A 25,923-nucleotide genomic window follows, 5' to 3' on the forward strand; every position below is an offset into this window, starting at 1 on the left:
TGCCGAATTAGTTCTGTTATTTGTTTTGCTGCTGTTATTTGTCTTGCTGCTTAGCGATGTTGCGCTGGATTTTATGATCTGGTCTTGACCATTTTGGTCTTTCACCAAGATCATGGTAATGTGCCATCTCAGTTGCGATGGTTTCGGGTTGATTTCTTTTCTCGAAAGGCTGTTGTGCTACCAAACCTAATGTTTTAAACATGTCCATATCTTCGTTGACGTCGGGATTGGGCGTGGTGAGGAGTTTGTCGCCTGAGAAAATCGAATTGGCTCCCGCGAAAAAACATAACGCTTGCCCCTCTGTACTCATGTTGGTACGTCCTGCAGAAAGGCGAACTTGTGTGGTGGGCAATAAAATTCGGGCTGTAGCCACCATGCGTACCATTTCCCATATCGAAACTGTTTCCATGACCTCCATTGGAGTACCGCTTACAGGAACGAGTGCATTGATCGGTACCGATTCGGGTTGTGGAATGAGTGAAGCAAGTGTGATCAACATCGCTGCACGGTCGGCGATACTTTCTCCCATCCCAATAATACCACCACTACATACGGTTATGTTTGTTTTACGTACATTTTCGATCGTTTGAAGGCGATCGTCATAGCTCCTGGTCGAGATAATTTCCTTATAGTAATCGGCAGAGGAATCGAGGTTGTGGTTGTAGGCGTATAGTCCAGCTTCTGAAAGACGTTGTGCTTGGTTTTCGGTCAGCATTCCTAGCGTGCAGCAGACTTCCATGTCAAGTCTATTCAGTGTTCGGACCATATCAAGTACATGGTCAAACTCAGGGCCATCTTTAACATTGCGCCAGGCGGCCCCCATACAGATCCTTGAGCTACCTCCAGCTTTGGCCGCTAGTGCCTGCTCTTTTACCTGCTCTACACTCATTAAGCCTTCCGATTTTACATTCGTATGGTAACGTGCGGCCTGGGGACAATAGGCGCAGTCTTCGGGGCACCCACCTGTTTTTATTGATATCAATGTGGATACTTGTACTTTGTTGGGGTCGTGATATTTCCGATGTATCGATGCCGCTTCATAAAGCAGGTCCATTATTGGTTTGTTGTATAAAGCGACAACTTCTTCCTGCGTCCATTTTGGTTTTGTTTCCATATTAATGCTAAGTTTTTATGCTAAAATCAAATCTATTTTACTTAATGACCATTCGGATTTCGTAATTCAATGCGATTATTTTTTCATGATGATTGCAAAGATTATAGTTTAAATGATAACTTTGGTAGTCCGAAATAAACATAATGAGTAGTCCGGTTAGTATAGGTTTTCATTCCATTATTAAGATAGATCGCCGTAAGGAAGATGCCATCTATCTACAGATCGTTTATCAATTTATCAATGCCGTTAAGCGAAATCTATTGGAAGATGGAGATCTGTTGCCCGGAAGCCGGAAGATTGCTGAAGAGCTGAGCGTGCACCGAAAAACCATTGTAGCCGCTTTGGCGGAATTGCAGGAACAGGGCTGGGTGAAAATTTCGCCTAATCGCGGGACTTTTGTGAAAAATCCCGAGCTTATCGGTACCTCTGGGGCTACGATTGAAGCATTTAGACAGCCACCTGATTTTGCGCCTTACTTTTTTAGAAAGGAACTCATATTGGATATGCCTATTTCAGAGGTTCCCGAAAGGTACTATTTTACGGATGGAACACCTGATTATAATGTCATTGGAGCGGAGGAACTGGTGCGTTTTTATGCATCCATGGTGAAACGGAAAAAGAAAAGTGATGATTTTCCGACGACGACTGAAGGAAATTTGTTTTTTAGGGATCAGTTAAGCTATTATCTGAATTTAACAAGAGGGTTTCATCTTTCCCGGAATTTCTTGTTGCCGATTGCCAGCCGCGAGCAGATTTTTTCAATTTTATCCCGATTATTGATCCGGCCCGACGATATTGTACTGGTAGAAAATTTAAGTTATTTTTTACCTAACATGATCTTTAGTCAAGCTGGGGCCAAGCTAAAAACCATTCCGGTAGATGCGGAGGGGATGATTGTAGATAAGATCGGAGATCAATTTAGACCCGGAGAAATCAGGTGTGTTTACCTCAATACCAGGTGTCAGTATCCAACGACGGTTAACCTTTCCGAGCGAAGGAAAATTCAACTGTTACAGTTGGCCGAGCAGTATAACTTTATCATTATTGAGGATGATGTGGATTTTGAGTCTTCCTTTTTTAAAGAGAAAGGCGAATCACTTTTCCGGAAAAATGGCGGCAACCGTGTGATTTATACAGGTGCTTTCGGTAGTTTCTTTGACCCTGGTTTCCAAATGAATTTTTTGATCGCACCTCAGGATCTGTTGGAAGAGGGAAAAAAGTATTTGAACATCTTCGGAAAGCCGAATTTTATGATCGAGAAGACATTGGGTGAGATTATCCACCAGGGTGATATCTTTCGGTATCAGCGTAAATTTCAGAAAACAATTGCAGAGCGAAAAGAATTGTTTGCACAATTGCTGTTACGGCATTTTGAAGATAAAATCAGCTTTGAAATCCCGGCTTCGGGACTGGCCTTTTGGATACAATTTAATACGGTTGTTTCGCTGACAGCCTTGCAGGAGAAAGTGCGGTCGCAAGGACTGTTGTTGCCAAGTAATTGCCTTTATCAAAATAAAATGGTCACTGCATTGCGGTTGGGGTTTGCTCATCTTGACGAACAAAGTATGGTGGCTGCAATTTCTTTGTTGCGTGCAGCTTATGCTGATTTGGTCGAAAATATCGACTAGCTGCTTTGCAGTATATGGGTCAATTTGTTTTTGGCTTCTTGGTGGGGACCACGGAAATCCACAAAGTATCTGTGCTGCCATTGTTTACTTTTGTTAGCCTGTTTGTTCGTTGGGATGCTCCAATCTGGATAAATACGAAATCCGCGTTTGCCCATTTGACAACCCGCTGTGAGGATTGCATGTTCAACTAACGCCTGTTTTGGAAAGACAAATAGGCCGCAATGCTGGTCCTGTTCAACCGAAATTAGGTAATAATCGAAATGATCATCTGCAGTAAAAGGTATGGTCTGGCCATCGGTGTCACGTTTCCAGAGCGCAACGAATAATCCCACTTTTTTTGGTGTTATCTTGGCCTTTCTAAATTTGAAGTGTTTGTTGCCCAGTTGAAAATTAAAACCATAATAGGCCCTACCTGTTTGATCTTGTGATAGGTTAGCGCAATGGAGCATAAGTATGCTTTCGAGTTGATCTATCACTTTCCTGATCATATCATCAGCGATCTGCGGGGTTGCCTGATGGTTAAGATTCATGTTTGGGGGTATAGATTAACTGCACAACACCCGATTTGAATGTGACGCTTTGAACAAGTTTTAGGGTTAGTCGTTCAGGTAAGTTTTCGAATAAAGGCTTGCCACTTCCGAGGGCAATAGGATGAACGGAAATGCGATAGACGTCAACAAGGTTAGCTTGAATGAATGTTTTAATTAAACGCGCTCCACCATATAGCCAAATATCCTTTCCGGGCTGTGCTTTTATTTCCTGAACTTGTTTAGTGATCTCAGTCTGGATGAAAGTAGCGTTTTCATCTTGCCTTGCCTGACTAGAAAAAACATATTTTTTCTTCGCATGGACATTTTTCCAAAGATTTATTTCTGTTTCATCAGCCGTAGCGTCCGGTTGGAAATTACCCCAGGCATCATAGCTCACGCGGCCATAAAAGATGGTGTCGATCGAAGCCAAAAAGCCATCGAAATCCATGTCATCATCCATAATACACCAGTCAACCTCTCCCTGTGAACCCTCAATAAAGCCATCTAGGGTCATGGCCAGATCCAATATTATCTTTCTCATGTTATTTGCTTTAAACCTGTTGCTTGTGTTTCCGTAAAATAGGAGCTGGGTTAGCTCAATATCGGATTGTCAGGATAACATAAAGATAGGGAAATAATAAGTTTTGACCAAATTGGTGAAGAACGGAGCAAAGAAAAAGCCCAGCAAAGAATGTCTGGGCTTTGAGATTATATAAGGGGAATAATACTTGCTAAAAAAGTGAAGACCTAGTCTTCATCGGTGATAATATCATCACCATCTAATTCGAAACCTTCACCAAGGAAGGTATTCTCTAGTTCGAATAAATCTGAATCTTTAATCATTTTACTATTTTTTTGATATTCAAAGTTATCACCCTTATTTAAGCTAATCGTCAATATAAAATGAAATTTGTGTTAAGCGATATTGTTATATTTTTTTGAGTACAACATCTAATTTTTCTGCCTGGATGATTCGGCTGAAAAACTCTTTTAAATCAAAATACTCTTCCGGCATAAACAGGGGTTTGTTTAATTGTGTTGCAGATTCTATTATCAGAACGTCCGGTGTTGTATTATTGATTTTGAAAATATAGCGGGCCGCACGTTCAGGAAGAGCCATACTGATATTTTTTAACTTTCCTTCCGTTGGATATGCATAGCCTTTTGGTAGTTTGATTTCAATGTAGCATTCTTCTTGGACTAAAGAACCAAAGTCGATTGGATAATTCCGTTCCGTTAGGTTGAAGGGGTTCTTGGACATTTTGGTGTCAATATATGGATTGAATAGAAGTTGGTCATTTTGTAGGGTTGCAAAATTCTTAATCTCAATTTCAAACTCCTCCGTTAGTGGTTTGTCAAGAGATTCCCGATTCGATACTTTAAAACTGTTGATTTTGATGCGATTGTTTTCTTCATCTATTTTTTCATAGAATTCTTCTTCAGAATTACTTCCTTGAAGGCGCTCACGCATTTTGGAAGCGCCATAACCGTTACGAGAGGTAATCCATTTTCCTTTTAATGCACCATCTTCCGACAGTTCACCATAGAAGAAATTACTATAACTAGATGAAAGATTTGCCTCGAGTTTTACCCAGTTAGATTCGCCTTCAAGGGGAATTGATCTTCCCTGAAAATTGACACATTTCATCGGGATATTTCCAAACATCTCATAGGGAGAGGTCGCATCCAGCAGGTAGTAGTTTTCACCTATTTTTACCCGGGCAATAACGTGATTGAACTCTGATATCGCTGGTGCATAGAGCCCTGCATAGCCATTCTCACGTGTCGATAAAATAACTGGGATGGCATCTAGCTTCGCATAACGTAAGGCATTGACCAGTCCGAGGTTAATATCTGCGCTATTGCCTGTTCTCTTTTCGATGGCTTCTTTGATATTTTTTGCGTAGATCGAATGGCGGTTATTCCATTTTATTTGTTTCTGAAAATATGTATACAGCCGTACCGCTTTTTCTAGATCATCTTTTGAATCCTGCAAGACGGGTTCAATGAACTCCTTCAATGCCGTTTTTCGCTTTACTTGTCCACCAAAACTTTCGTCCTGTACGAGTTTATCTCTGACATTTTCCCACGTGAGCGAGAAGTCTTTTGTCGGTCCCATTGGAATGCTATACCGACCGAGTTCGAAGAAAATGATTGACCTAAAATTTTTAGAAGAGGTCATGTAATCTTCGGTATGGAAAGCCGGGATATTTTCCATGGTATAGGTGGTTTTATTGCCTAAGACTTCTCCAACTTGAGAGTTTAGCCCCGTGTTGTAATTTTCAACCTTTCGGTCACTGACGGCTAATCCTCCCTTTAAATTGGCTTTATAATGAAAAACTTCGGGAATACGCGTGACGTATTGGCTATAAAGTTTCGGAAGATCTTCCTGAAATTCCCAAGCATTTAGGTTAAAGATAAATGGAGATTCTGTACGGTAACGGTATTCGATAATTGTACCTTCTTGGACCTGCGGAATGGCCGCTTTCGTTACTGCATAGTTTTCTGAGGCGTTCTCGTTAAAAATATTCGCTTTCGTCATCTCTGTTTCCACGACCTTATCACCGACGAGGTGATAGGATGCTCCCTTGATGTCCATAAGGACTTCGCGGTCGTTCCCACTTTTATATAAAGGGATGCTGAAATTAGCGTAATCATAAGCTTCCTTATTTAATATTTTAATGCGGACGTGTCTGAAAAATTGAACAACCGGACCTTTGTTTTTATCATAACTAACTTCGGCCGATCCATATTCACGTAAGACAAAGGCATTTGCTGCTGTATCTATTTTGTCAACAGTAATGGCAAAATCTTCCTTTTTTATTTTACCGAACGAAAAATCTTGCGCTTGTAGGTATACACCACTAAGCAGGAGGAGGCCAGTGAAAAAACTTTTCATAAAAAATGACTGTATGGTTAAGAATTATAACACTAAAGTATGAAATAATTTTAAATCCAAACCCTTATAAATTAAATTGATTGAAAAGATAAATGGATCGATAAATTTCGACTGCTTATTTGTCTCGATAGCGAGATAAACTTGTGTTGTCGTTTGATGAGATGCGCACAGATAGCGTACTTACAAGGTGAATTCGAAGCTTAACGTGACATAGCGGTAGTCTTCCCCTTTCCATTTTGGTCCCGAAAGTAGGATTTCTTTGGCTTTGGCATCGAGGTAATCATTTGCACTTTGGAGCACACTGATATTTGTTGGGAATCCATCTTTATCGATATAGAAGCTTAAACGGACAGTGCCCTCATAACGGCTTTTAGCTGTTTTTTTCTTGATATAATTGTTGAACGATCTCCAGCCCCAGATCGGTTCGGCACTTTTTGATTTGCGTGAAGACATCGTGGTGACGACGACTTCATCAAGTGTGGCGCCGGAAGGTTGCAGTTTGATCGTCGTATTTTTGCTGCGACGCATATTCAATGCAACTGAGTTGTAGCCTAGAGCCATGATGTCGACGAGTGAATCCATTGTACTGGGTTGGATGGTTGCTTGTCCCTGTGCGTCGGTATTCGTAGCAAACTTGCTATTGGGTTGAATGATTGTCACTCCCGAAATAGGCAAGCCTGTCTCTTTGTCCCGAATCGTAAGTTGTAGCGGTGTACCTTGTTGTTGTGGGATCGAAATACCTGGAGCTCTGCCTGCAAGTGTATTGTTTAAACTTGAGGTTCCCCGAATCATAATCGTTTGGGAAGCATCTTTTTTCTTTGCCATTGGCGCATAACCGATAACAATTGTACTGTCTGTAGGTCTTAATCCAAATACAGGGCGATCATTATTGAGATCTTCCTTCATTTCTTCCAATGATTTTACACGTAGGGAGGGTTCCCGCGATAAAACGGTTACCTCTTCCAGTGGATGCTGTTCATGAAGCCGCGGTCTGTTATTATCTGCTAATTGTGGCGAATGATCTTGAGATCCTATTTTTGAAGCGATATCATCTGAAGGAATGATAGAATCTGCTGCTGTAATCTTTGTTTTGGGTTTTTCCTGCGTAATACTTACTTCAGCGGTACGCTTCGCTTCGGATGAATTTTTGTCCTGTTGACGGTAAAGAAGGAGACCAACCCCCAACACGATCACTGCTGCTGCGGCGATGCTAAGTCTCTTCCAATCGAAGACCTTTATTTTAGCGGAATTGTCTTTTTCAATACGTTGCGCAATTTGGTTGTTGATTGTTGTAATTACGGTTTTATTCTGATCCATTTCAATACCTATAAGAATATCCGCCAACATGGGGTCACGTTGCGCCTCCCGTTCAAGCGCATACATCTCCGTAGGAGATAGTTCGGCGTTGACGTATTTCTTTAAGTATGCTATGTCGTAATTACTGTTGCTCATTCCAAGCCTCCATGCAATTTTTTAAATTCCGTTTTCCATTCTGAATATAGCTTTTTACTTCGTTCAAGCTATAACCGGTAGATTCACTAATCTCTTTGTAACATTTTTCCTCCAAAAAGAAGAGTCTAACCGACTGTTGCTGTTTGTCTGGCAATTTTCCCAGACAGCCTTCCATGGCTGTTAGCTGTTCTTCTTTTTCATCATATTGTTCATACTGATGCATGTCTCCCGGAAATTTCACAAATTCATCCAAAGAAATTTGAGTTTTGTTCTTTTGAGACCTTAAATACATCAGACAATGGTTCTTGCTTAATACGTAAAGCCACCTTGGGAAGTCCTTGATTTCTTGTTTGTTGACTTTGTATATTAATTCTTCAAAGATATTCATGACAGCATCTTTACTCAATTCGGAATCTTGGAGATACCGTAAGCAAACATAGTATACCATCTCCGTATGTCGTTGGTATAGATCACCCAATACCTGGAGCTCCATAGACTCCTGGTAGTGCAGCAAGAGCTCGTTGTCTTGTGCTGTATCTATTTTTGACGACTTGAATGCGAACATTTTATTGGTTAAAAATATTTTTTTTTTCTGGTTTATGGAAATTTAATATTTGAGGCATCCCTTGGCAAAAATGTAAAAGATATGAGAACAATACTTTTTGTAATAGGTTTGTTGCTATCCTTAGGTGGATATGCCAAGCAAGGATATGAGGTTAGGGGGAAGGTTGTCGATGCGAATACAGGAGTCGCCCTTGTGGGGGTACAGGTGAGCAATGTTGCAACCAAAGCACTTGTGCAGACCGATAACAAGGGAAACTATCGTATTCAAGTCCTTGATGGTAAAAACATCTTGATTTTTAGTTATATCGGATATCTTGAGCAACGGGTAGCGATAAACCATCGGTCAAAGGTTGATGTGGCGTTGGTGCAGCAAAATAATGCGCTGGATGAAGTTGTGGTGACCGGATATGAGCGCAAGGCCAGGCGTCAGACGGCCTCGGTGATGAATGTTAATGCAGCTTTGTCTGGGCAAGTATCGGGTTTGTATATTAGAGGAACGGCGTATGTGCCTAATCAGAACCAAGAATCTTATCAAAAGTTGAAGGAAAATAACTTTATCAATCCACGTAAGGAGCCTTTATCGACGTTTGCAGCCGATGTTGATGCTGCTTCCTATAGTAATGTACGTCGATTTATCAATTCGGGAACATTACCTGAAAAAGACGCGGTACGGGTTGAAGAGATGATCAATTACTTTCAGTATCAAGTGGCCGGACCTAAAAATGGTGAACCTGTAAATATCGTCACCGAATTGACGAAGGCACCCTGGAATACGACGCATCAGCTCATGCGCGTCACGTTAAAGGCGAAAGATATACCTACAGCGAATCTTAAAGCTTCCAATTTGGTGTTTTTGATCGATGTGTCGGGATCAATGATGGGACCGGGGCGTCTACCTTTGGTGAAAGCTTCGCTGAAGATGTTGGTCGATCAGCTTCGTGCTGTGGACCATGTAGCCATTGTGACCTATGCTGGATCGGCAGGGGTAAAACTGGAGAGTACGCCCGGTGATGAAAAGATGAAAATAAAATCGGCTATTGAGGAGCTGGAAGCCGGTGGAAGTACTGCTGGTGCTGCAGGAATTAAGAAGGCTTACGAAATTGCGAAGCAACAATTTATCAAAGGAGGAAACAACCGGATCATTTTGGCTAGTGACGGCGATTTCAATGTTGGGGAGAGTAGTGATGAATCGATGGAAGAATTAATTGCCAAAGAAAGTAAATCGGGGGTTTTTCTAACAGTACTGGGGTATGGCATGGGGAATCTGAAGGACAGTAAGATGGAGATCCTTGCAGACAAAGGGCATGGGAATTATGCCTACATAGATAATATTTCTGAAGCACGAAAAGCGATGGTGACCGAATTTGGGGGAACTTTGTTTACCGTTGCTAAAGATGTCAAGATCCAGGTCGAATTTAATCCCAGTTACGTGCAGGCATACCGTTTAGTGGGATACGAAAACCGCTTGTTGGAGGCTGAGGATTTCAATAATGATCAAAAGATGGGTGGTGATATGGGCGTAGGACATGTGGTGACAGCCTTATATGAAATTGTACCCGTCGGTGTGGAGTCGGGGGGGATCGGAACGGTAGATCCCTTAAAATATCAGCAGCAAGCGGATCAGGCAGCTGGACGGAGAAATGCTGAACTGGCAACAGTTAAATTTCGGTATAAGGAGCCTGAAGGGGAGAAAAGCAAGTTGCAGCAAAAGGTGGTGGGAACTACCGTTACGGAATTGAACAGTGTGAGTGAAGATTTACGATTCGTAACTGCGGTAGCGGAGCTTGGGCTATTACTTCGTGATTCTGATTTTAAGCAAAAGGCCAATTTTGATCAGCTCATAGCGCGAGCAAAAGCTTCTAAAGGCAGAGATGAGGAAGGTTATCGTGCTGAATTTATTCGTATTGCAGAGAATGCCCGGGATTTATCGAGATCAAAAGAATAAATAGAAATGGCTAAATAAGGATTTTCAGTAGCAGCAATCGAAATGCTGCTGCTGGAAATAGTTTAGTTTGTGGGACAATAGCCAAAAAAGTAAATAAAATCTATATTTTTAGGTCATCAATAAAAGGAACGTATTTTGCTTCTGCTGATTGTCGTTACGTGATATTTGGTAAGTAAGTACAATCCGAGCGATACGTTGTTGCGGTGTATGGAAATAAAAAATGCTAGATAAATGAAGAATTTTTTCTTGTGCTTTCTTTTGGCTATTGGTATTACAATACCATCGGTGGCCCAAAATGCGAGTTTGAATAAACAACAGACCATGGCTTATATTAATAAGCTATATAAGGTTGCTTACCACTATAAGGATACAAAAATTGATACGGTGACGGTAGACGGGAAGGTGTTGACAGTCTTTCTTTCCAGTGGACAGCATTTTCGAAGTGATATTGCCAAATCCGATGTACTTGTCATCGCAAGAGTAAAATCAGGTTATCAAATTCGATTTAAGTCGTCGCCAAGTACGGATGAAATTTTATGGGCAATCCAAACGGAAGAAGATGCCAAACGTCTGAAAAATGCATTGGAGCATCTGATTAAAATCGTAAAAACCGAAAAAAAGACAGATCCTTTTGGTAGTTAAGTCATATTAGGCGGGCCGATCAGAGGGGTAATAGAATGTTCGGCAAGGTATGAGCTTGCCGAACTGAATAGAGAAAGTAGTAGGGCTTGCACATGGATATGTGTTGAGGATTGCTGAGGGGGTAACCAAATGCCTACTAGATATAAAGACGATTGGCTTCATGGCCGAAATTGAAGTGGCTGTTGAAACCATCGATTGTAAATCACATCGTTTATACTAATTTAAGGTGTTTACATAAATTCAGGGTTAAAATGTTGTTATCTTATTGTAATTAAGTGTGTTGTCTGTTTGTTTCCGAATGATCTTATTTCTCCTGTTGATGAATTTATTTCCCGGGAGTACCTTTATCCTCTTTCCAAGCTTATATTTCCGAGATAGCTGCTATTCATGCTTCGATTAGTCCCGTCAGCTGCAATAAAACCTAGATATAGATGATATGTATCACTTTGGGTTGGTTTCGGTATTTGAATAGATTCTTGTAAGTCCATAATGTAATTATTAAGTAGAACACCTTGTGAAGCGTTTATTGGATTTTCAGGAATGAGGAGTACCAAGGTTCGGAAATCTGTCAGATCTTCATGTAAGAGTTTTTCGGAGTTTTTTAGTTCCCAAGTGATATGGATAATTTCGTTCAACAATTGAAATGTTGCCCCTGTAATCTCTTCATCCAAACCTCGGCTTAGGGCAATCTTTTCGTAATCGATATGAAAACCTTCATCGTCTTTTTGCATGGCATGGTGAAGGTTGTAGGACATCGCAGCATTATAAGCTGTCATATTCTTGGCGTAGGTTGAAAAGCCGAGCCGTATGACTTTCGTGTAAGGGCTTAAGAATTGTTGCATAAGTCCAAATTTGTTTCGATTGTTTACTTCCTTTTCAGAAAGTGCTCTTTTTTTATTCACTCTCGGAAGAGACCTGACGTAATTGATCTCTTTCCACTTACAAAAAACTACAGGTCCCACTTTGCCTGAAGGAGGACCATTTACACCCTGTGTTACATTTGCCATAATATCAAATTAAATGTGTAGGGCTACTAACACACAACGAATAGATAAGTTTGGTTTAATACATTGAATAATTGTAAATAGCATGTTAAATAATAGGGAGCTAATAGGTGCTTAAGACGGCTTCATCCGAATGAGGTCCCTATAAGGTCCCTATAAAGTCCCTATCAAATCCCTTTTAGAGAATTATTTTTTTGGGTTGAGATCGCTTGTTGCTGACTTAATGGTTTGCACAAAAAAGCAGATCCGAGGAATGATCTGCTTTGAATGATATGTATTAGAAGTTGGCTGCTATGTTAACCTATTAGTAAGGTAAATAGTGGGATCACATATTTTGGGGCCCGTCCGTTTTGTAACAGCCTTCGGAAATATTTTTTATGGCCTATTATGGTTATTGGCAGGTGGGGTCATTCTACCTAACATGTTAGATGTCTGCGAAAAAATCCTTATTTTTACCGATAAAATCACATCGAATTGACACATCAGGAAAAGTCGAGCCAGATTAGGAGGGAAATAAATCTCTCCTATCAGCAGCTGAAAGGAATGTACCCCATCTTAAAAAGTCAGAACAGTATCGGAATGGCCATATTTGCACTAGCGATCCTGGGCATTGTTGTTGTATCGATAGCTTGGTCTCGCGCTCTTGTTCCGGCTTGGCTTATGATTGTCAGTAATGCCTTTTTTATGGGTGTTTTACATGAAATAGAACATGATCTGATTCATTGGCTTTATTTTAAAAGACAAAAAGTGGTTCATCATTTTATGCTTTTTAGTGTATGGATATTACGCCCATTGACTGTCAATCCCTGGATACGCAGGACCTTGCATCATCATCATCATAAATTTTCGGGTACCTTACATGATGTTGAGGAACGTAGTGTGACGAATGGCGAGCAGTGGTCTATCAAACGTTTGGTAACAACAGCCGATGTTGTATTGGGCGGGCTCTTTCGACTGCATCGGATGTTTAATGATATGGACAAAGAGGTGAAAAAAGGGAATCTAAAATTGGAGACTTCTTCAAAACTAAAACGGATTATGTTTTTAAGCATTGTTCCAGTGACGATTTTTGCACATGTGATCTTATATTTCTTCTTTGCAGACCTATTATTTGATTGGTTAAGAGTGGTGTTTGGGGTGAATTTGAGTTTTCCACACTATGTTGATAACATGTTGATAAGTCTACATTGGATCATTTATGTTATTCTATTACCAAACTTATTACGCCAATTCTGTTTACATTTTATTACGTCAAACATGCATTATTTTGGCGATGTCGAAGCTGGAAATGTGATTGAGCAGACGCAGGTATTGACAGTTTGGTGGACTTTTCCGATGCAATTGTTTTGTTTCTTTTTCGGGTGGACACATAGTATCCATCATTTTGTCGTCAATGAAACATTTTACGTACGTCATATCGGCCGTAAGAAGGCACAAGAAATCTTACGGAAGTATGGGGTTCGTTTTAATGATTTGGGAACATTTAGAAGGGCGAACCGTTTTCGAGAACTTTCCAACAAAGAGGTTTAGTACTTTTTGTTTACCTCTTTTTACGATAGGTTTTATAGTTACCGTGCTGCTGATAGACAAGGGCCCCCTCTTCACAGTAGTTTGATAGGTAAACAGAGAATTTGTTGCTTTGGCTTTTGTCCATACCCAATTGGATCAATACCTCCGAAACACGTCGTGCTGAGTGGAAAAAATCCGAATGATAGACGAGGTCATCCAGTTTTTTGCTTAACGTGATTCTTTCCTGCGCATCGGGAGGTAGGGAGTAGGGAGAATTAAAGACAATATCATGCTGAAAAAATATCGTTGGTTGAATTTCTAGGCTACGACATAAGGTTAAAAAATTTGTGAGCGTTAAGTCTTTTCCCTTTTCTATGCCATTGAGTGTTCCTGTTGAAATGCCCGTTAGATGGGATAGATCCCGCAGTGAATAATATAGATCATTTCGTTTAGCGCGAAAGCGTAAACCAATTGTTTCCAGTAATGCCTTGTCTTCATCCGTCATACAACGAATTGAATGACAATTTGCGCAAAATATAGTTTATTATTTTGTTAAAAAATTTGTGTTTATTGTTTTTTGTTTTATATTTGTTATAACAGATGTTTTTAATCGAGAATTGTTTCGTGAAAGTCTATGTTGGATCAAATATCGGATAGGAACGAATCTTTCTCACGATTAATAAATAGACTCTACGTCACCGTCCTGTGTAAAATAACCATTATAACAAGTTGTTATCCTTAGAATACAGGAAATGAAAAATAAGTGGATATTGTCAATTTACCTGGCTTCGGTTTCCAAGAATCCGTCAAGTTCCGCCGGAGCCGTGGTAAATTGTTCAGTACGTCAGCACAATGACCGAAATTTTGGTCATATTCTACCAGATTGTGTATGACGACACAAGTCGACTTGCCCAGCTTCGGTTTCCAAGAATCCGTCAAGTTCCGCCGGAGCTGTGGTGAGTTGCATGTTATCGTCCACTCATAAAATAATAAATCAAATAAAATACAATCAATACACATACTGCAATAATAAGCGTACGTTTGAGATTTCGACCAGCAGGTTCATCATCTTTTTCCTCAATGGCAACGTCAGGTAGTTTCTCTTCCTGTTTTTGATCGCTATATTCTGGGTTATCATATTTATTTTCCATCACTCAAATTGTTTGTTATTGTAAGTAGAACAGCAGCGGACTGTAAATCGTTGAGTTGGTATATTTTTAATTCATATAAAAAAACATACTTTGGAGCGCTGGGTCTGGGGTGTGAATAAATAAAACGGTAAAGCATTGTGTTTTTTCGAGTATTTGCATACATTGCGGTTATATTTAACGCGACAAACCTAAACAACCTGTAAACGCTATGTTTACAAATGATTTTGCGTTGAACGAAGTCTATAATAAATAATTGAGCACTAAATGAAAAGAAGAACTCTTATCGGAACATTGGTAGCTGGATGTATGATGTTGGCTGTTAGTCCAACATTTGCACAACAGAAAGCTGCAAAAAAGGAAATTGGTCTACAGTTATATTCTGTACGCGAAGAAATCGGGAAAAACCCGAATTTCGACCAGATTCTACAAAAGATCTCAGCATTGGGTTATACAGGAGTGGAAGCCGCTGGATACAAGGATGGTAAATTATATAACTTGAGCCCACAAGAGTTTAAGGCAAAAGTAGAAAAAGCTGGAATGAAAGTAATTTCATCACATGCAACGAAGACTTTATCAGAGAAAGAGTTAGCCTCTGGAGATTTTACAGAATCGCTAAAATGGTGGGACGAATGTATTGCTACACATAAGGCCGCGGGAATGAAATACATTGTTACGCCTTGGATGGATGTGCCTAAAACACTTAAGGATTTGGAAACGCAATGTCGCTACCTCGATGCTGTGGGTGCGAAATGCCGTCAGCAAGGAATCGTATACGGATACCACAACCACTCGCATGAGTTTAGAAAAGTGGAGGATAAGGTGATGTACGATTATATGTTAGAGCATACAAATCCTGAGAATGTATTTTTCGAGATGGACGTGTATTGGGCTGTAATGGGACAAGTTAGTCCTGTTGATTATTTCAATAAATATGCCGGCAGATTCAAGGCTTTGCACATTAAGGATCATCGTGAAATTGGTCAAAGTGGTATGGTCGGTTTTGATGCAATTTTTAACAATTCAAAAGTTGCTGGCCTGCAATATATTTTTGTTGAGCTGGAAGAAACACGTAACGATATTTACACCGGTTTACAACAAAGTATCGATTATCTAAAAAAAGCTTCTTTTGTAAAAGCTAGCTACTTAAAATAGCCGGAAATCGGGAGAAAATTGACCCAGTTGAGACAATTCTCCGTTTGATAGATTTATTATTTTTCGTTAACTTGAATGTAATAAAAAGGGATTTTTTATTGGATTAAATTAGACCATATGAAACGGATTATTGTTGCTACAGACTACGCTGAAGAGGCCGAACATGCCTTAAAGTTTATTATGGAAGTTTTTGCAGGAAAAGAATACGAGCTCGTTTTATTTTCTCTTCAAAATCCTTCCATCCATGCGATGAACGCTCGACTTTCTCCCGATTCTATGTTCAAGATTTTTGAACATCAAAGTAAGGTTTTACGACGCAAAGCCGAGGCTATTACTGCTGAAAGTGGTGTTTTGACTATTCCTTATCTCGCAGCAGGCTTGTTTTATGACCAAATTACCAAGTGCATCCATGAGACGGATGCCGATTTGTTGGTGATGGGAATGGCTAAACGTTCCTTTGATCAAGATATGCTTGGTAATACGACCACGGCAGCCATTAGTAAGTTAAAAATACCAATCCTTTCAGTTCCGCTAGGCGCAAAATTTACGGGTCTGGAGCATATTCTTTTTGCCTGTGATATTGTTCGTGGTGTGCAAAAGGAAATTCTTGAAAAAGTAAAGGATTTTGCAGCTGAGTTTGGTGCGGTACTGGAGGTACTCAACATTCGTAAAACAGTGGAGCAGCTAAATGAGGAAAAAGGAAAAGAAACAAGGGAAACCATCAACGATGTGATGGGAATCGTAAGTTATTACTACAAAAATGTAACGTCCAATGAGGTCGTAAAAGCTATCCGGGATGAGGTAAAAGAAAGCAGCACAGATCTGCTGGTTATGATCCCCTATAAGTACGGTTTTTGGAGTTCATTGACCCATCGAAGTAAGACTCGTATGATGGCCTCGGGGCTGGATGTTCCTTTGCTGACAATCTCGATCTAATTCTTTTTAACTATAAAAGCCCAGGTGAGCTGAGATCAACTGGGCTTTATCTTGATTGTACTTATTGAAATAGAGGGAGTATCTTATCCCAAATTTGCTGGTAGGATTTATTGTCCCGGACGATTCCCTTATCTTCATCATAATAATTAGGTGCGTCAAAACTTCCGCCTTTACGCCTTTCTATTGAAAATATATTTAGAACTATTTTTGATCTTTTAGCTTGTAAAGGGCTGATCAGGAAGTTGAAAATTAATTTTTCTCCCTCTTTATTGCTTAGGAGATTCTTGTTTTCAAGATACGTACTGGTTTGAATAAATCCCGAAGTCCGATCGAGCTGTACAATAAAATAACCACCATCCTGAAGCACTTGTATTATCTTGTTGTATGCCGAATCACTTGCGATCGGGATAGTTTTAGTACGGTCTGGATTTTGTGCCAACAGGGGGCTGGAAAAAACAAATACATAAGCAATCAACATCAAGGAGAATTGGATTAAATGTTTCATATTACCGAATTATAGATCTTATCAAGTTAATACTTTAATTTAACAATTTTATTTTTGGTGACAGCTACTTAGGTCGTCACGTTGTTATTTAATTCGTATACCTAATATTTTTAGACTACGTTCTTCCTGATCTAAGGTTGCTATATTGGGTAAGTTAGCCCATTCCTTGAAACCCATTTTTTCAAATAATGCAATGCTTGGAAGATTGTGTGCAAAGATAAATCCCAACAAAGTATGTACGCCTAAATCTGGAGCTTTATCAATGCAGTACTGGAGAATCTGTTTGCCCAGGCCTCGACCTCGCTGCTGTTCGTCCAAATAGATACTGATTTCTACTGTTGCATCATAAGCTGGACGACCATAGAAAGATTGAAAACTTACCCAACCAAGTATCTGGTTATTTTCATCTTCTATCAGCCACAGGGGTCTTTTCGAAGCGTTATGTTCGTCAAACCATTTTTGTCTACTGGCAACAGATACTGGGGCAGTGTCTGCAGTAACCATGCGAGAGGCTATTGTAGAATTGTATATTTCTACTATGCGTGGTAAATCATGTTGTGCTGCGTCGCGAAATTTTAATTGATTCATGGTTTGTACTGTTTAATTGTTGTTTGGACGGCTCTGATATTCTGTCCGAAGATAGCTTGTGTTGCGAATAGCAAGCAGATAAAAAGAATGAATTTCATGAAGATCGGCTATGTATTAAATCTGTTTTTGTCAAACTTAGATAAATTGCTTTTTATATGCAATACAATTACACTTCATAAAGGTAACAATTCATAGATGTGTGACATTTCTTGCTGCGCTTCTGACTCGTTTATAAGGGCGCGAGGGTAAATTGCATGATTTCTGTGTTTTATGAGTAAAATTTACACCAATTTTAACAAATATTTCACTATATAGTGTTATTTTTTTCTCATCTTAGATCATTCAACGAAGAGACATCAGCGTTATTGATGATAGATCTTAGCGAAATAGCTTGTCTTTTCGTTTAGTTATACAGGAACTTTTCTAAGCAGGAATTTTTCACCGAGTTCCGGTCGCCATAAAATCACTAAAAAATTATCTAAGAAGGATCTAGGGATGAGATTGGCTAGCAGCTATGCTGTTAGCTACTTTTTTGAATACAACGAATCAATTATGAACGCATTGCAAGCTGTACCTAAAATCCGAATCCGTTCAATGGATGTTATGCGTGGTTTCACGCTGTTCTTGATGTTATTTGTCAATGACTTGTTTATTCCGGGTGTACCTAAATGGCTGGTTCATTCGGAAGCAGATGAGGACGGAATGGGATTGGCGGATTGGGTATTTCCGGGATTTCTTTTTATGGTTGGAATGGCAGTGCCTTATGCTGTTGCGGCCAGGGAAAAGATAGGTTCATCGACAACGGTCATTTTTGTTCATATTCTGATCAGAACATTAAGTTTATTGCTTATTGGTGTATTGATATTGAATGGTCCGCGAGCTGATCCACAGCTGACGGGGATGTCACATTTGTTGTGGTTGGGACTGCTGTATGTATTCGTTTTTCTGATTTGGAATCATTATCCGAAGGACATGCAATATCAGTCCATTTATAAGGGGCTGCGTGCAGTTGGTATCATGGGGATTATTTATCTCCTGTATATTTTCAAAGCGTCGGATGGAAAAGGCTTGGAAGTAGGGTGGTGGGGGATTTTAGGGCTGATTGGATGGGGATATTTTGCCGCGGCTTCTATTTTCTTATTGAGCAGGGGAAAGATAATTGTGGTTGTATGTGGTTGGTTGCTGTTTTTGGTACTCAATATGCTGAGCCAAATGGGATTTAAAGTTGAATTCCCTGGTGCCGGAAGATATTTACATGTTCTTCTAGCTGGCAATATTCCCTGTATTGTGCTGTCCGGAACAACCATAGGGATGCTTATGAAACGTTATGCGGCAACTCCGCGGGTATTGTTGCGTTTTTTGCTGGTTATTGGTTTGATTTGGCTAGTTGCAGGTTTTGTATTGCGTTTTTGGTTTATTTTATCCAAAATCCATGGTACGCCAAGTTGGGCATTGGTTTGTTGCGGGATTAGTGGATTGCTTTTGATACCACTTTATTATTTCATTGATGTGAAAGGCTACCATCGCGGGATAGGATTGTTTGAGGAGGCCGGAAAGAACTCATTAACGACCTATCTTGCTCCTGATCTGATTTACTTTGTCTGTTGGGGTTTTCATCTTCCACTGTTCTTTTATAAGCAATCTGATTATATGAGCTTAGCTATTGCCGGTTCATTGTTTTGGGCTTTAGCCATGTTGTGGTATGCAATCTTGCTAAAGAAGCTACATATTTATCTGAAACTTTAGTTAGCGAGTAAGCATCAAATGTGAATGCTTTACGGATTATATTTTAGGACGATCAATATCATCTAGAAACAAAATAAAAAGCTATTATGGAATGTAAATTGAAATCAATATTTGGTCAGACCTTCACTGTTCTGTTATTGACTTTATTGTTGTATCCTAGTGTAAGTTGTGCACGAGCGAAAAACAAAAAAGTTGTTATCGCCTATGTCACTTCCTGGTCTAAAGTGATGCCTGATCCGACTTATCTGACGCATATCAATTATGCTTTTGCACATGTCAGCGACAGCTTTGACGGCCTACGTATAGATAATGAATCCAGATTGAAGGCTATTACGGATCTTAAGAAAACACATCCACATCTCAAGGTATTGCTGTCCGTTGGCGGCTGGGGAAGCGGCCGGTTTAGCGAAATGGCTGCTAATGAATCTAATCGGCAAAAGTTTGCCAAAGACTGCTGGCGTGTGATGAAGGAGTTTAATCTTGATGGTATTGATATCGACTGGGAATATCCAACGAATTCTTCTGCAGGGATCTCGTCTTCTTTAGCGGATACGGAGAATTTCACCTTGCTCATGCACGATATCCGCAAGGCTATTGGTAAGAAGAAACTGTTGACTTTGGCTTCTGTTGCGAACGGTAAGTATATTGCTTTTGACAAGATTAAGAATGATGTGGATTTTGTCAATATCATGACTTATGATTCGGGTCATCCGCCTTATCATCACGCGAGTTTGCACCGGTCACCTTTATCTGGACATACAACTTGTGTGGAGGCCGTTAAGGCCCACATCGAGGGCGGTATGCCTGTTGAAAAATTGGTGCTGGGAATTCCATTCTATGGTCGGGGCAATAAAACTGAAGTCAAGGGTTTTATCGATTATAAAGATCTGCTTTCACTTCAGGGCTTTGAGCAGAAATGGGACGATGAGGCTAAAGCGCATTATCTTGTCAACGATAAAGGGGATTTTGTACTGACTTATGAAACACCAGAATCGATTGCACTTAAATGCGATTATGTACACACGACAGGGCTACTCGGTGCGATGTACTGGGAATATGCGGGAGATACAGCAGGAGGTGTCTTACGGGATGCCGTCTACAAAGGTATTCTAGAATAAACAAAAAAGCCTAACGTAAGTTAGGCTTTTTTGTTTGTGGAGCTGGAGAGATTCGAACTCTCGTCCAGTCATGGTACTGTATACGCTTTCTACATGTTTAGCTTCTCTTTAATTGTCGAGCGAGGGAAGGTGAGTCGCTTACCTATACCGTACGCCGTAGTTGCTGTTTCTCACAAGTGCTTAGCAACATCACACTTGCCAGTTCTATTGTTCGATGCCCCGAATGTTAAACCAAAGAACAGGATCTAACGGGACAAATAGCTATGTTAAGTCTAACTTAAGCAGCTAAGGCGTAGTTTTCTTCGCCAGTTATAATTCTGAAAGTTCAGATTAAAGTGCTCTACTAACAACGCACTACATGCTTACATAACCGTCTCCATCCTGTCAATTCCGGTCAACCCCAATTATGTCTTACAAAGGTACTATTTTTTTGCTTAATCAGCAAGATGTGTCGTGTTCTGACCTAATGTCTCGCTATTTGGTTGGAAACAAATGAGATAGTTTCTGTATTTGCCTGATGAAAGCATGAGAATAGCAAAAGTTCATGATAGCGTCCAAACCAGAGGTACATTCAGATAACTGTTTGCACCTAATTGTTTGCACAGAAATTTATCGGTGGACAACAAAGCTATGGTTGAAAAAAAGCTGGATATAAAATCCAGCTTTTTTATTATTTGATCAATCCAATTATTTGATCAATCCAGCCCTTTTCAACAAAGGTTCTACCGAAGGTTCTTGTCCGCGAAAACGTTTGTAAAGGACCATTGGATGTTCGGTTCCACCTTTTGAAAGAATATTATCCTTGAATTTGGTTGCGATTTCCTTATTGAAAATGCCGTTTTGTTTAAAGTAGTCAAATGCATCGGCATCCAGTACTTCGGCCCATTTATAGCTGTAATAGCCCGAAGAATAACCGCCATTGAAAATATGGGAGAAGGCCGTGCTCATGGCATTTTCCTTGACATCGGGATAGAGTTTTGTCGAGGCAAACTGTTCATCTTCGAATGATTTGAGGTCCGAGATCGCCGTTGGATCCTGTCCATGCCAGCCCATATCCAATAGACCAAAGCTCAATTGGCGCATTGTTGCCATACCCTCAAGAAATGAAGCGCTTTCGCGGATCTTTTCGACAAGTTCAATCGGGATCACTTCGCCAGTTTCATAGTGTTTGGCAAATAGCTCAAGAGCTTCTTTTTCATAGCACCAGTTTTCCATCACCTGACTCGGTAACTCGACAAAATCCCAATATACAGAGGTTCCAGATAGTGTAGGATAAGTGCTATCAGCTAGCATACCATGTAGGGCATGTCCAAATTCGTGAAATAATGTGGTCACTTCCTGAAAGGTCAACAGCGAAGGTTTTGAAGCTGTAGGACGCGTAAAATTGCAAACAATAGAGACATGTGGACGTTCTTGTTTACCCTGTTGAATGTACTGTGGTTTGAAAGAGGTCATCCAGGCCCCATTTCTCTTTCCTTTACGCGGGAAGAAATCCGCATAGAAGATAGCGACTAATTCACCGTTGTCTTTACTGACCTCAAATGTTTGTACTTCTTCGTGGTAGGTATCTATTGTATCGACTTCCTTGAAGTTGATGCCAAACAAGCGATGGGCTACTTCAAATGCACCTTGTAAGACATTTTCGAGTTTGAAATAAGGTTTGAGCTTTTCATCGTCCAGATTAAAGCGTTCTTGTTTCAGCTTTTCGGCATAATAGGCACCATCCCATTTTTCCAATTGGTCTATGCCATGCATGTTTTTTGCAAATTGAGATAATTCTGCAAATTCTTTCACTGCTGCTGGTTTCGCTTTTCCAAGTAAGTCGTTTAGGAATTCGGTGACTTTACTTGGGTTTTGCGCCATACGTTCGGCAAGGACAAAGTCTGCATGGGTGGCGTAGCCTAATAATTTGGCCCGTTCGAAGCGCAGTTTTACAATTTTAAGGACATTGTCCACGTTGTTGTGCTCGTTGTCCTGAAAAGCTTTGCGGCCTGCGGCGAGGGTAATTTCTTTGCGAAGTTCCCGATTGTCGGCATAAGTGACAAAAGGAAGATAGCTCGGGAAATCCAGGGTAAAAAGCCAGCCTTCTTTTTCGTTGGCTTTAGCCAAAGCATGTGCAGCCTCTACAGCACCCTCTGGAAGTCCGGCAAGATCTTTTTCGTCTGTTACCAACAGCTGATAGGCATTGGTTTCGGCGAGGACATTCTCTCCGAATTTCAATTTTAAAAGCGATAGCTCGGCATCTATTTCGCGAAGCTTTTCTTTCTGTTCATCATTTAAAAGTGCACCGTTGCGCACAAAATCCTTATAGGATTTTTCCAATAAGGTGGTTTGCTCTGCCGTTAATGTCAGTTGATCCTTCTGATCGTATACAGCCTTAACCCTTTTGAAAAGATCGAAATTTAAGGTGATATCATTGCCTAAAGCAGATAGTTTTGGGGCGACATCCTGTGCGATCTTTTCGAGATCAGCATTGGTTTCAGCGGAATGGAGATTGAAAAAGATATTGGACAAACGATCTAGTGTCTGTCCTGAGTAGGACATAGCAGCGATGGTATTGTCAAAAGTTGCCGTTTCGGGATTGTTGACGATAGCATCGACTTCATCTTTTGTCTTCTGAATAGCTTCATCAAATGCAGGAATATAATCTTCGTTTTTTATCTGTGAAAACGGAGCTGTGTCGTGCTGCGTTTTAAATTTCTCTGTTAAAATACTCATAGGAGTAAATGTAATAAATATTTATTTCAAGCGATAACATCTGCTTAAATTATGGGGCTGAGATGATATTTGACCGAATAGGCGTTTAGGCTGCGCCGAAAATTTAGGAGGAAAATTAGAACTGCATAAAAAAAGAGCTCAGAGGAGCTCTTTTTTATATTTGGATAGGAGATTAGGCCAGTTTTCCTAATGCTTCTTTGATTCTTTTTAAAGCTTCGATCAAACTTTCGTCTGAGGCTGCATAAGACAAGCGGATGTAATTGTCGTTACCGAATGAATCTCCACCTACTGTAGCTACGTGACCAACATTCAATAAGTACAATGCCAAATCAGATGAGTTTTTAATGACATTACCATCTTGGTCTTTTTTACCAAAGAACGAAGAGATTTCTGGGAAGAAATAGAATGCACCCTCTGGAAGATTTGTTCTTACGCCTGGGATTTCAGTCAATAGATCGTATACCAATTGGCGACGACGAGCGAAAGCTTCTTTCATTTTGTTGACAGATTCTAATCCTTGTTCATAAGCGACGATACCCGCACGTTGAGAAATTGAACATGTACCTGAGGTTGTCTGTCCTTGTAATTTATCATTTGCGGCAGCAATGGTTTTGTTGGCAGCGATATAACCTAAACGCCATCCCGTCATTGCAAATGCTTTTGAAAAGCCATTGATGATAATTACTCTATCTTTGATGCTTTCAAATTGTGCGATGGATTCGTGTTTGTCTACAAAGTTGATATGTTCGTAGATTTCATCGGATAGGATAAATACCTGTGGATGTTTTTCGAAAACTTTAGCTAATGCAGCCAATTCATCTTTGCTGTAAACTGTTCCTGTGGGGTTGTTTGGCGAAGAGAACATAAACAATTTGGTTTTTGGTGTAATTGCCGCTTCCAATTGTGCTGGTGTAATCTTAAAGTTATTGTCGATCTCTGTATTGATAAATATCGATTTTCCTTCTGCTAAAATGACCATTTCGGAGTATGATACCCAATATGGTGTTGGGATAATTACCTCATCACCTGGGTTGATCAAAGTCAAAATTACATTAGACAGGGATTGTTTTGCACCTGTAGAAACAACAATTTGAGAGATGTCATAATCTAAATTGTTTTCTGTCTTCAACTTGTTTACAATTGCCTGGCGCAATTCAGGGTATCCCGGTACCGGCGAATAACGCGTCCAGTTTTCATCTAGGGCTTTCTTCGCTGCATCTTTTACATGCTCAGGAGTGTTGAAATCAGGTTCACCTACGCTAAGGCTAATTACATTAACGCCTTTTGCTGCTAATTCGCGGCCCAACTTGGTCATTTTAAGTGTAGCCGATTCGGACAAATTATTTATCCTGTCTGATAAGTATGATGATGTGCTCATGGTAAGACAAAGATATTACATACGTTGCAAATAATCTTCTTTATTTTTGAGAATTTACAAAGAAAAGTAGCTCTTTTATTGGGCTTTTTTAATAAAAGGACTGTTGAAGCGATTTAGCACAGTTATTTAATTGATTCCTGACGTTGGATGTTCAAAACTAATCGTTCTGATTTGTCGTTATATCTTTACCTTTGCGCTCACAAAAATGTTGGCTGGCCCTCATTTCATCATTTGCTCATAGAAGGTTTCATATAGAAGATAAGCATCATGTCAAGACAAAGAAGATTGGTTTTATTATCACTTTTTACGGGAATAGGTTTGATGATTGTGAAGTTTTTTGCCTACTTTTTAACGGACTCCAGTGCAATCTTTACAGATGCGGCAGAGAGTATCGTTAATGTGATTGCTTCGGGTTTTGCATTTTATAGTATTTATCTTTCGGCGCAGCCTAAGGATGAGAATCATCCTTACGGGCATGGTAAAGTGGAGTTCTTTTCGGTGTTTTTGGAAGGTGGACTTATTTTTATCGCCGGCGCCATTATCTTAGCCAAGGCTTGTTACAATCTTTTCTTTCCTGCAGCGTTAACACACCTTGAACAAGGGATTTATCTGATCGGTATTACATCTGTGATAAATTTTGCAGTAGGATTCTATATCATGAAGCGTGGACGTGCATTGGGCTCCATTACCTTGGTGGCGGACGGAAAACATCTGCAGGTAGATGCCTATAGTACGGTCGGATTGATACTGGGTTTATTATTGATGAGACTGACAGGTTTCCAATGGATCGATGTGGTCATTTCAATTGTACTGGGGCTTTTTATCCTCTTCAATGGTTATAAGCTACTTCGCCAATCGATCGGTGGATTGATGGATGAATCGGATACAGCGCTCGTACAGGATGTCGTCGAAATCTTGGAGCGCAATCGGAAAGATGAATGGATTGATGTTCATAATCTTCGTGTACAGCGCTATGGGAACGAACTCCATGTGGATTGCCATCTCACACTACCCCGTTACCTTGACCTGATCCAGGTGCATGATGAAATTTCTGCTGTGGATAAGATTGTCAATAAGGAGATGTCGGTACGGACCGAATTTTTTGTTCATGCGGATCCTTGTCTTCCACAGTGCTGCCAATATTGTCAGGTCGATAATTGCCCAATTCGTTCGGAGCAATTTCGGGGACGAATTTCTTGGGACACAGACAATGTTACACGAAATCAGAAGCATTTTTTATATGCTATTGCTGAATAGCGAATGCAGTTTCTTTCGTTCTTAATAGGAATAGTGTCTGGTCTGATTTCTTCGCGTATAGTAAACTAAAAAAAAGCTAGTTTATAT

At 40.2% G+C, this 25,923-nt stretch carries 22 protein-coding genes and 1 other RNA gene; 9 read left to right on the forward strand and 14 right to left on the reverse strand.

Features of this window, described 5'->3' with window-relative positions; all coding sequences use genetic code 11:
- Positions 1 to 34 precede the first annotated feature (34 nt).
- On the reverse strand, positions 35 to 1,114 hold the full coding sequence (bioB, locus tag A9970_RS27680; RefSeq protein ID WP_182984427.1) for a biotin synthase BioB: 1,080 nt from the start codon (positions 1,112 to 1,114) through the stop codon (positions 35 to 37).
- Between the two features lie 143 nt (positions 1,115 to 1,257).
- Here bioB and A9970_RS27685 point away from each other — a divergent pair, with 143 nt between their 5' ends.
- Positions 1,258 to 2,742 carry a PLP-dependent aminotransferase family protein gene (locus tag A9970_RS27685; protein ID WP_182984428.1) on the forward strand — a complete coding sequence of 495 codons (1,485 nt, stop codon included), beginning with the start codon at positions 1,258 to 1,260 and terminating at the stop codon, positions 2,740 to 2,742.
- Here A9970_RS27685 and A9970_RS27690 read toward each other — a convergent pair.
- The 5 genes from A9970_RS27690 to A9970_RS27710 all read right to left on the reverse strand — a co-directional run bounded on the left by A9970_RS27690 (position 2,739) and on the right by A9970_RS27710 (position 8,188).
- Positions 2,739 to 3,272: a MepB family protein gene (locus A9970_RS27690; RefSeq protein ID WP_182984429.1), complete on the reverse strand. Its 534-nt coding sequence runs from the start codon at positions 3,270 to 3,272 to the stop codon at positions 2,739 to 2,741. The genes A9970_RS27685 and A9970_RS27690 overlap by 4 nt on opposite strands.
- Positions 3,262 to 3,813, reverse strand: coding sequence for a dihydrofolate reductase family protein (locus A9970_RS27695; RefSeq protein WP_182984430.1), 552 nt, complete (start codon positions 3,811 to 3,813; stop codon positions 3,262 to 3,264). The genes A9970_RS27690 and A9970_RS27695 overlap by 11 nt, the downstream gene beginning before the upstream one ends.
- Positions 3,814 to 4,200: 387 nt before the next feature.
- Complete coding sequence (locus tag A9970_RS27700; RefSeq protein WP_182984431.1) at positions 4,201 to 6,171, reverse strand: DUF3857 domain-containing protein; 1,971 nt, start codon at positions 6,169 to 6,171, stop codon at positions 4,201 to 4,203.
- A 180-nt stretch (positions 6,172 to 6,351) separates the two neighbouring features.
- Positions 6,352 to 7,623, reverse strand: a complete 1,272-nt coding sequence (locus tag A9970_RS27705) for a carboxypeptidase-like regulatory domain-containing protein (RefSeq protein WP_182984432.1) — start codon at positions 7,621 to 7,623, stop codon at positions 6,352 to 6,354.
- Positions 7,610 to 8,188: an RNA polymerase sigma factor gene (locus tag A9970_RS27710; protein WP_182984433.1), complete on the reverse strand. Its 579-nt coding sequence runs from the start codon at positions 8,186 to 8,188 to the stop codon at positions 7,610 to 7,612. Before A9970_RS27710 ends, A9970_RS27705 begins: the two co-directional genes overlap by 14 nt.
- 81 nt (positions 8,189 to 8,269) lie before the next feature.
- Here A9970_RS27710 and A9970_RS27715 point away from each other — a divergent pair, with 81 nt between their 5' ends.
- A complete protein-coding gene (locus A9970_RS27715; protein ID WP_182984434.1) occupies positions 8,270 to 10,132 on the forward strand; it encodes a VWA domain-containing protein in 1,863 nt (620 codons plus the stop codon).
- A 231-nt stretch (positions 10,133 to 10,363) separates the two neighbouring features.
- A complete protein-coding gene (locus A9970_RS27720; protein ID WP_182984435.1) occupies positions 10,364 to 10,774 on the forward strand; it encodes a hypothetical protein in 411 nt (136 codons plus the stop codon).
- 344 nt (positions 10,775 to 11,118) lie between these two features.
- On the opposite strand, the gene A9970_RS27725 is transcribed toward A9970_RS27720, so the two are convergent.
- Positions 11,119 to 11,781, reverse strand: a complete 663-nt coding sequence (locus tag A9970_RS27725; protein ID WP_182984436.1) for a DUF6266 family protein — start codon at positions 11,779 to 11,781, stop codon at positions 11,119 to 11,121.
- 471 nt (positions 11,782 to 12,252) lie between these two features.
- On the opposite strand from A9970_RS27725, the gene A9970_RS27730 reads away from it, so the two are divergent.
- Positions 12,253 to 13,308 carry a fatty acid desaturase gene (locus tag A9970_RS27730; protein ID WP_182984437.1) on the forward strand — a complete coding sequence of 352 codons (1,056 nt, stop codon included), beginning with the start codon at positions 12,253 to 12,255 and terminating at the stop codon, positions 13,306 to 13,308.
- 10 nt (positions 13,309 to 13,318) lie between these two features.
- Here A9970_RS27730 and A9970_RS27735 read toward each other — a convergent pair whose 3' ends face one another.
- Together A9970_RS27735 and A9970_RS27740 are read right to left on the reverse strand one after the other, a co-directional pair.
- A complete protein-coding gene (locus A9970_RS27735) occupies positions 13,319 to 13,792 on the reverse strand; it encodes a helix-turn-helix domain-containing protein (protein WP_153846836.1) in 474 nt (157 codons plus the stop codon).
- A gap of 463 nt (positions 13,793 to 14,255) precedes the next feature.
- A complete protein-coding gene (locus tag A9970_RS27740) occupies positions 14,256 to 14,438 on the reverse strand; it encodes a hypothetical protein (RefSeq protein ID WP_153846837.1) in 183 nt (60 codons plus the stop codon).
- Positions 14,439 to 14,702: 264 nt separating this feature from the next.
- Between A9970_RS27740 and A9970_RS27745 the strand changes: the two genes are divergently transcribed.
- Both A9970_RS27745 and A9970_RS27750 read left to right on the forward strand, forming a co-directional pair.
- Positions 14,703 to 15,590, forward strand: coding sequence for a sugar phosphate isomerase/epimerase (locus A9970_RS27745; protein WP_153846838.1), 888 nt, complete (start codon positions 14,703 to 14,705; stop codon positions 15,588 to 15,590).
- A 117-nt stretch (positions 15,591 to 15,707) separates the two neighbouring features.
- Positions 15,708 to 16,526, forward strand: coding sequence for a universal stress protein (locus A9970_RS27750; protein WP_182984438.1), 819 nt, complete (start codon positions 15,708 to 15,710; stop codon positions 16,524 to 16,526).
- Positions 16,527 to 16,587: 61 nt separating this feature from the next.
- Here the strand turns inward: A9970_RS27750 and A9970_RS27755 are convergent, their stop codons facing one another.
- Both A9970_RS27755 and A9970_RS27760 read right to left on the reverse strand, forming a co-directional pair.
- Positions 16,588 to 17,031 carry a hypothetical protein gene (locus A9970_RS27755; RefSeq protein ID WP_182984439.1) on the reverse strand — a complete coding sequence of 148 codons (444 nt, stop codon included), beginning with the start codon at positions 17,029 to 17,031 and terminating at the stop codon, positions 16,588 to 16,590.
- 84 nt (positions 17,032 to 17,115) lie between these two features.
- On the reverse strand, positions 17,116 to 17,619 hold the full coding sequence (locus A9970_RS27760) for a GNAT family N-acetyltransferase (protein ID WP_075994058.1): 504 nt from the start codon (positions 17,617 to 17,619) through the stop codon (positions 17,116 to 17,118).
- Between the two features lie 552 nt (positions 17,620 to 18,171).
- Here A9970_RS27760 and A9970_RS27765 point away from each other — a divergent pair.
- Both A9970_RS27765 and A9970_RS27770 read left to right on the forward strand, forming a co-directional pair.
- The gene (locus tag A9970_RS27765) at positions 18,172 to 19,365 is read left to right on the forward strand and encodes a DUF5009 domain-containing protein (protein WP_182984440.1); all 1,194 of its coding nucleotides are present in this window, start codon (positions 18,172 to 18,174) and stop codon (positions 19,363 to 19,365) included.
- 86 nt (positions 19,366 to 19,451) lie between these two features.
- Positions 19,452 to 20,483 carry a glycoside hydrolase family 18 protein gene (locus A9970_RS27770; protein ID WP_182984441.1) on the forward strand — a complete coding sequence of 344 codons (1,032 nt, stop codon included), beginning with the start codon at positions 19,452 to 19,454 and terminating at the stop codon, positions 20,481 to 20,483.
- 34 nt (positions 20,484 to 20,517) lie between these two features.
- Here the strand turns inward: A9970_RS27770 and ssrA are convergent.
- The 3 genes from ssrA to A9970_RS27785 all read right to left on the reverse strand — a co-directional run bounded on the left by ssrA (position 20,518) and on the right by A9970_RS27785 (position 24,579).
- Positions 20,518 to 20,885: a transfer-messenger RNA gene (ssrA, locus tag A9970_RS27775) on the reverse strand.
- A 285-nt stretch (positions 20,886 to 21,170) separates the two neighbouring features.
- Positions 21,171 to 23,201 carry a M3 family metallopeptidase gene (locus A9970_RS27780; RefSeq protein WP_182984442.1) on the reverse strand — a complete coding sequence of 677 codons (2,031 nt, stop codon included), beginning with the start codon at positions 23,199 to 23,201 and terminating at the stop codon, positions 21,171 to 21,173.
- 172 nt (positions 23,202 to 23,373) lie between these two features.
- A complete protein-coding gene (locus A9970_RS27785; RefSeq protein WP_227550235.1) occupies positions 23,374 to 24,579 on the reverse strand; it encodes a pyridoxal phosphate-dependent aminotransferase in 1,206 nt (401 codons plus the stop codon).
- A 267-nt stretch (positions 24,580 to 24,846) separates the two neighbouring features.
- On the opposite strand from A9970_RS27785, the gene A9970_RS27790 reads away from it, so the two are divergent.
- Entirely contained in the window at positions 24,847 to 25,836 is a 990-nt protein-coding gene (locus A9970_RS27790) for a cation diffusion facilitator family transporter (protein WP_153846845.1), read from the forward strand.
- The last annotated feature ends 87 nt before the right edge of the window (positions 25,837 to 25,923 follow it).

The sequence above is a fragment of the Sphingobacterium sp. UME9 genome, from assembly GCF_014170215.1.
GTDB classification, from domain to species: Bacteria; Bacteroidota; Bacteroidia; order Sphingobacteriales; family Sphingobacteriaceae; genus Sphingobacterium; species Sphingobacterium paramultivorum.

Bases quoted from the DNA above. Each gene is read 5' to 3' on its own strand.
- A9970_RS27715 (WP_182984434.1), top strand. From the start codon at position 8,270: ATGAGAACAATACTTTTTGTAATAGGTTTGTTGCTATCCTTAGGTGGA.
- A9970_RS27735 (WP_153846836.1), bottom strand. From the start codon at position 13,792: ATGACGGATGAAGACAAGGCATTACTGGAAACAATTGGTTTACGCTTT.
- A9970_RS27740 (WP_153846837.1), bottom strand. From the start codon at position 14,438: ATGGAAAATAAATATGATAACCCAGAATATAGCGATCAAAAACAGGAA.
- A9970_RS27710 (WP_182984433.1), bottom strand. From the start codon at position 8,188: ATGTTCGCATTCAAGTCGTCAAAAATAGATACAGCACAAGACAACGAG.
- bioB (WP_182984427.1), bottom strand. From the start codon at position 1,114: ATGGAAACAAAACCAAAATGGACGCAGGAAGAAGTTGTCGCTTTATAC.
- A9970_RS27695 (WP_182984430.1), bottom strand. From the start codon at position 3,813: ATGAGAAAGATAATATTGGATCTGGCCATGACCCTAGATGGCTTTATT.
- A9970_RS27780 (WP_182984442.1), bottom strand. From the start codon at position 23,201: ATGAGTATTTTAACAGAGAAATTTAAAACGCAGCACGACACAGCTCCG.
- A9970_RS27705 (WP_182984432.1), bottom strand. From the start codon at position 7,623: ATGAGCAACAGTAATTACGACATAGCATACTTAAAGAAATACGTCAAC.
- A9970_RS27720 (WP_182984435.1), top strand. From the start codon at position 10,364: ATGAAGAATTTTTTCTTGTGCTTTCTTTTGGCTATTGGTATTACAATA.
- A9970_RS27785 (WP_227550235.1), bottom strand. From the start codon at position 24,579: ATGAGCACATCATCATACTTATCAGACAGGATAAATAATTTGTCCGAA.
- A9970_RS27700 (WP_182984431.1), bottom strand. From the start codon at position 6,171: ATGAAAAGTTTTTTCACTGGCCTCCTCCTGCTTAGTGGTGTATACCTA.
- A9970_RS27725 (WP_182984436.1), bottom strand. From the start codon at position 11,781: ATGGCAAATGTAACACAGGGTGTAAATGGTCCTCCTTCAGGCAAAGTG.
- A9970_RS27750 (WP_182984438.1), top strand. From the start codon at position 15,708: ATGAAACGGATTATTGTTGCTACAGACTACGCTGAAGAGGCCGAACAT.
- A9970_RS27755 (WP_182984439.1), bottom strand. From the start codon at position 17,031: ATGAAACATTTAATCCAATTCTCCTTGATGTTGATTGCTTATGTATTT.
- A9970_RS27765 (WP_182984440.1), top strand. From the start codon at position 18,172: ATGAACGCATTGCAAGCTGTACCTAAAATCCGAATCCGTTCAATGGAT.
- A9970_RS27790 (WP_153846845.1), top strand. From the start codon at position 24,847: ATGTCAAGACAAAGAAGATTGGTTTTATTATCACTTTTTACGGGAATA.
- A9970_RS27685 (WP_182984428.1), top strand. From the start codon at position 1,258: ATGAGTAGTCCGGTTAGTATAGGTTTTCATTCCATTATTAAGATAGAT.
- A9970_RS27760 (WP_075994058.1), bottom strand. From the start codon at position 17,619: ATGAATCAATTAAAATTTCGCGACGCAGCACAACATGATTTACCACGC.
- A9970_RS27770 (WP_182984441.1), top strand. From the start codon at position 19,452: ATGGAATGTAAATTGAAATCAATATTTGGTCAGACCTTCACTGTTCTG.
- A9970_RS27745 (WP_153846838.1), top strand. From the start codon at position 14,703: ATGAAAAGAAGAACTCTTATCGGAACATTGGTAGCTGGATGTATGATG.
- A9970_RS27690 (WP_182984429.1), bottom strand. From the start codon at position 3,272: ATGAATCTTAACCATCAGGCAACCCCGCAGATCGCTGATGATATGATC.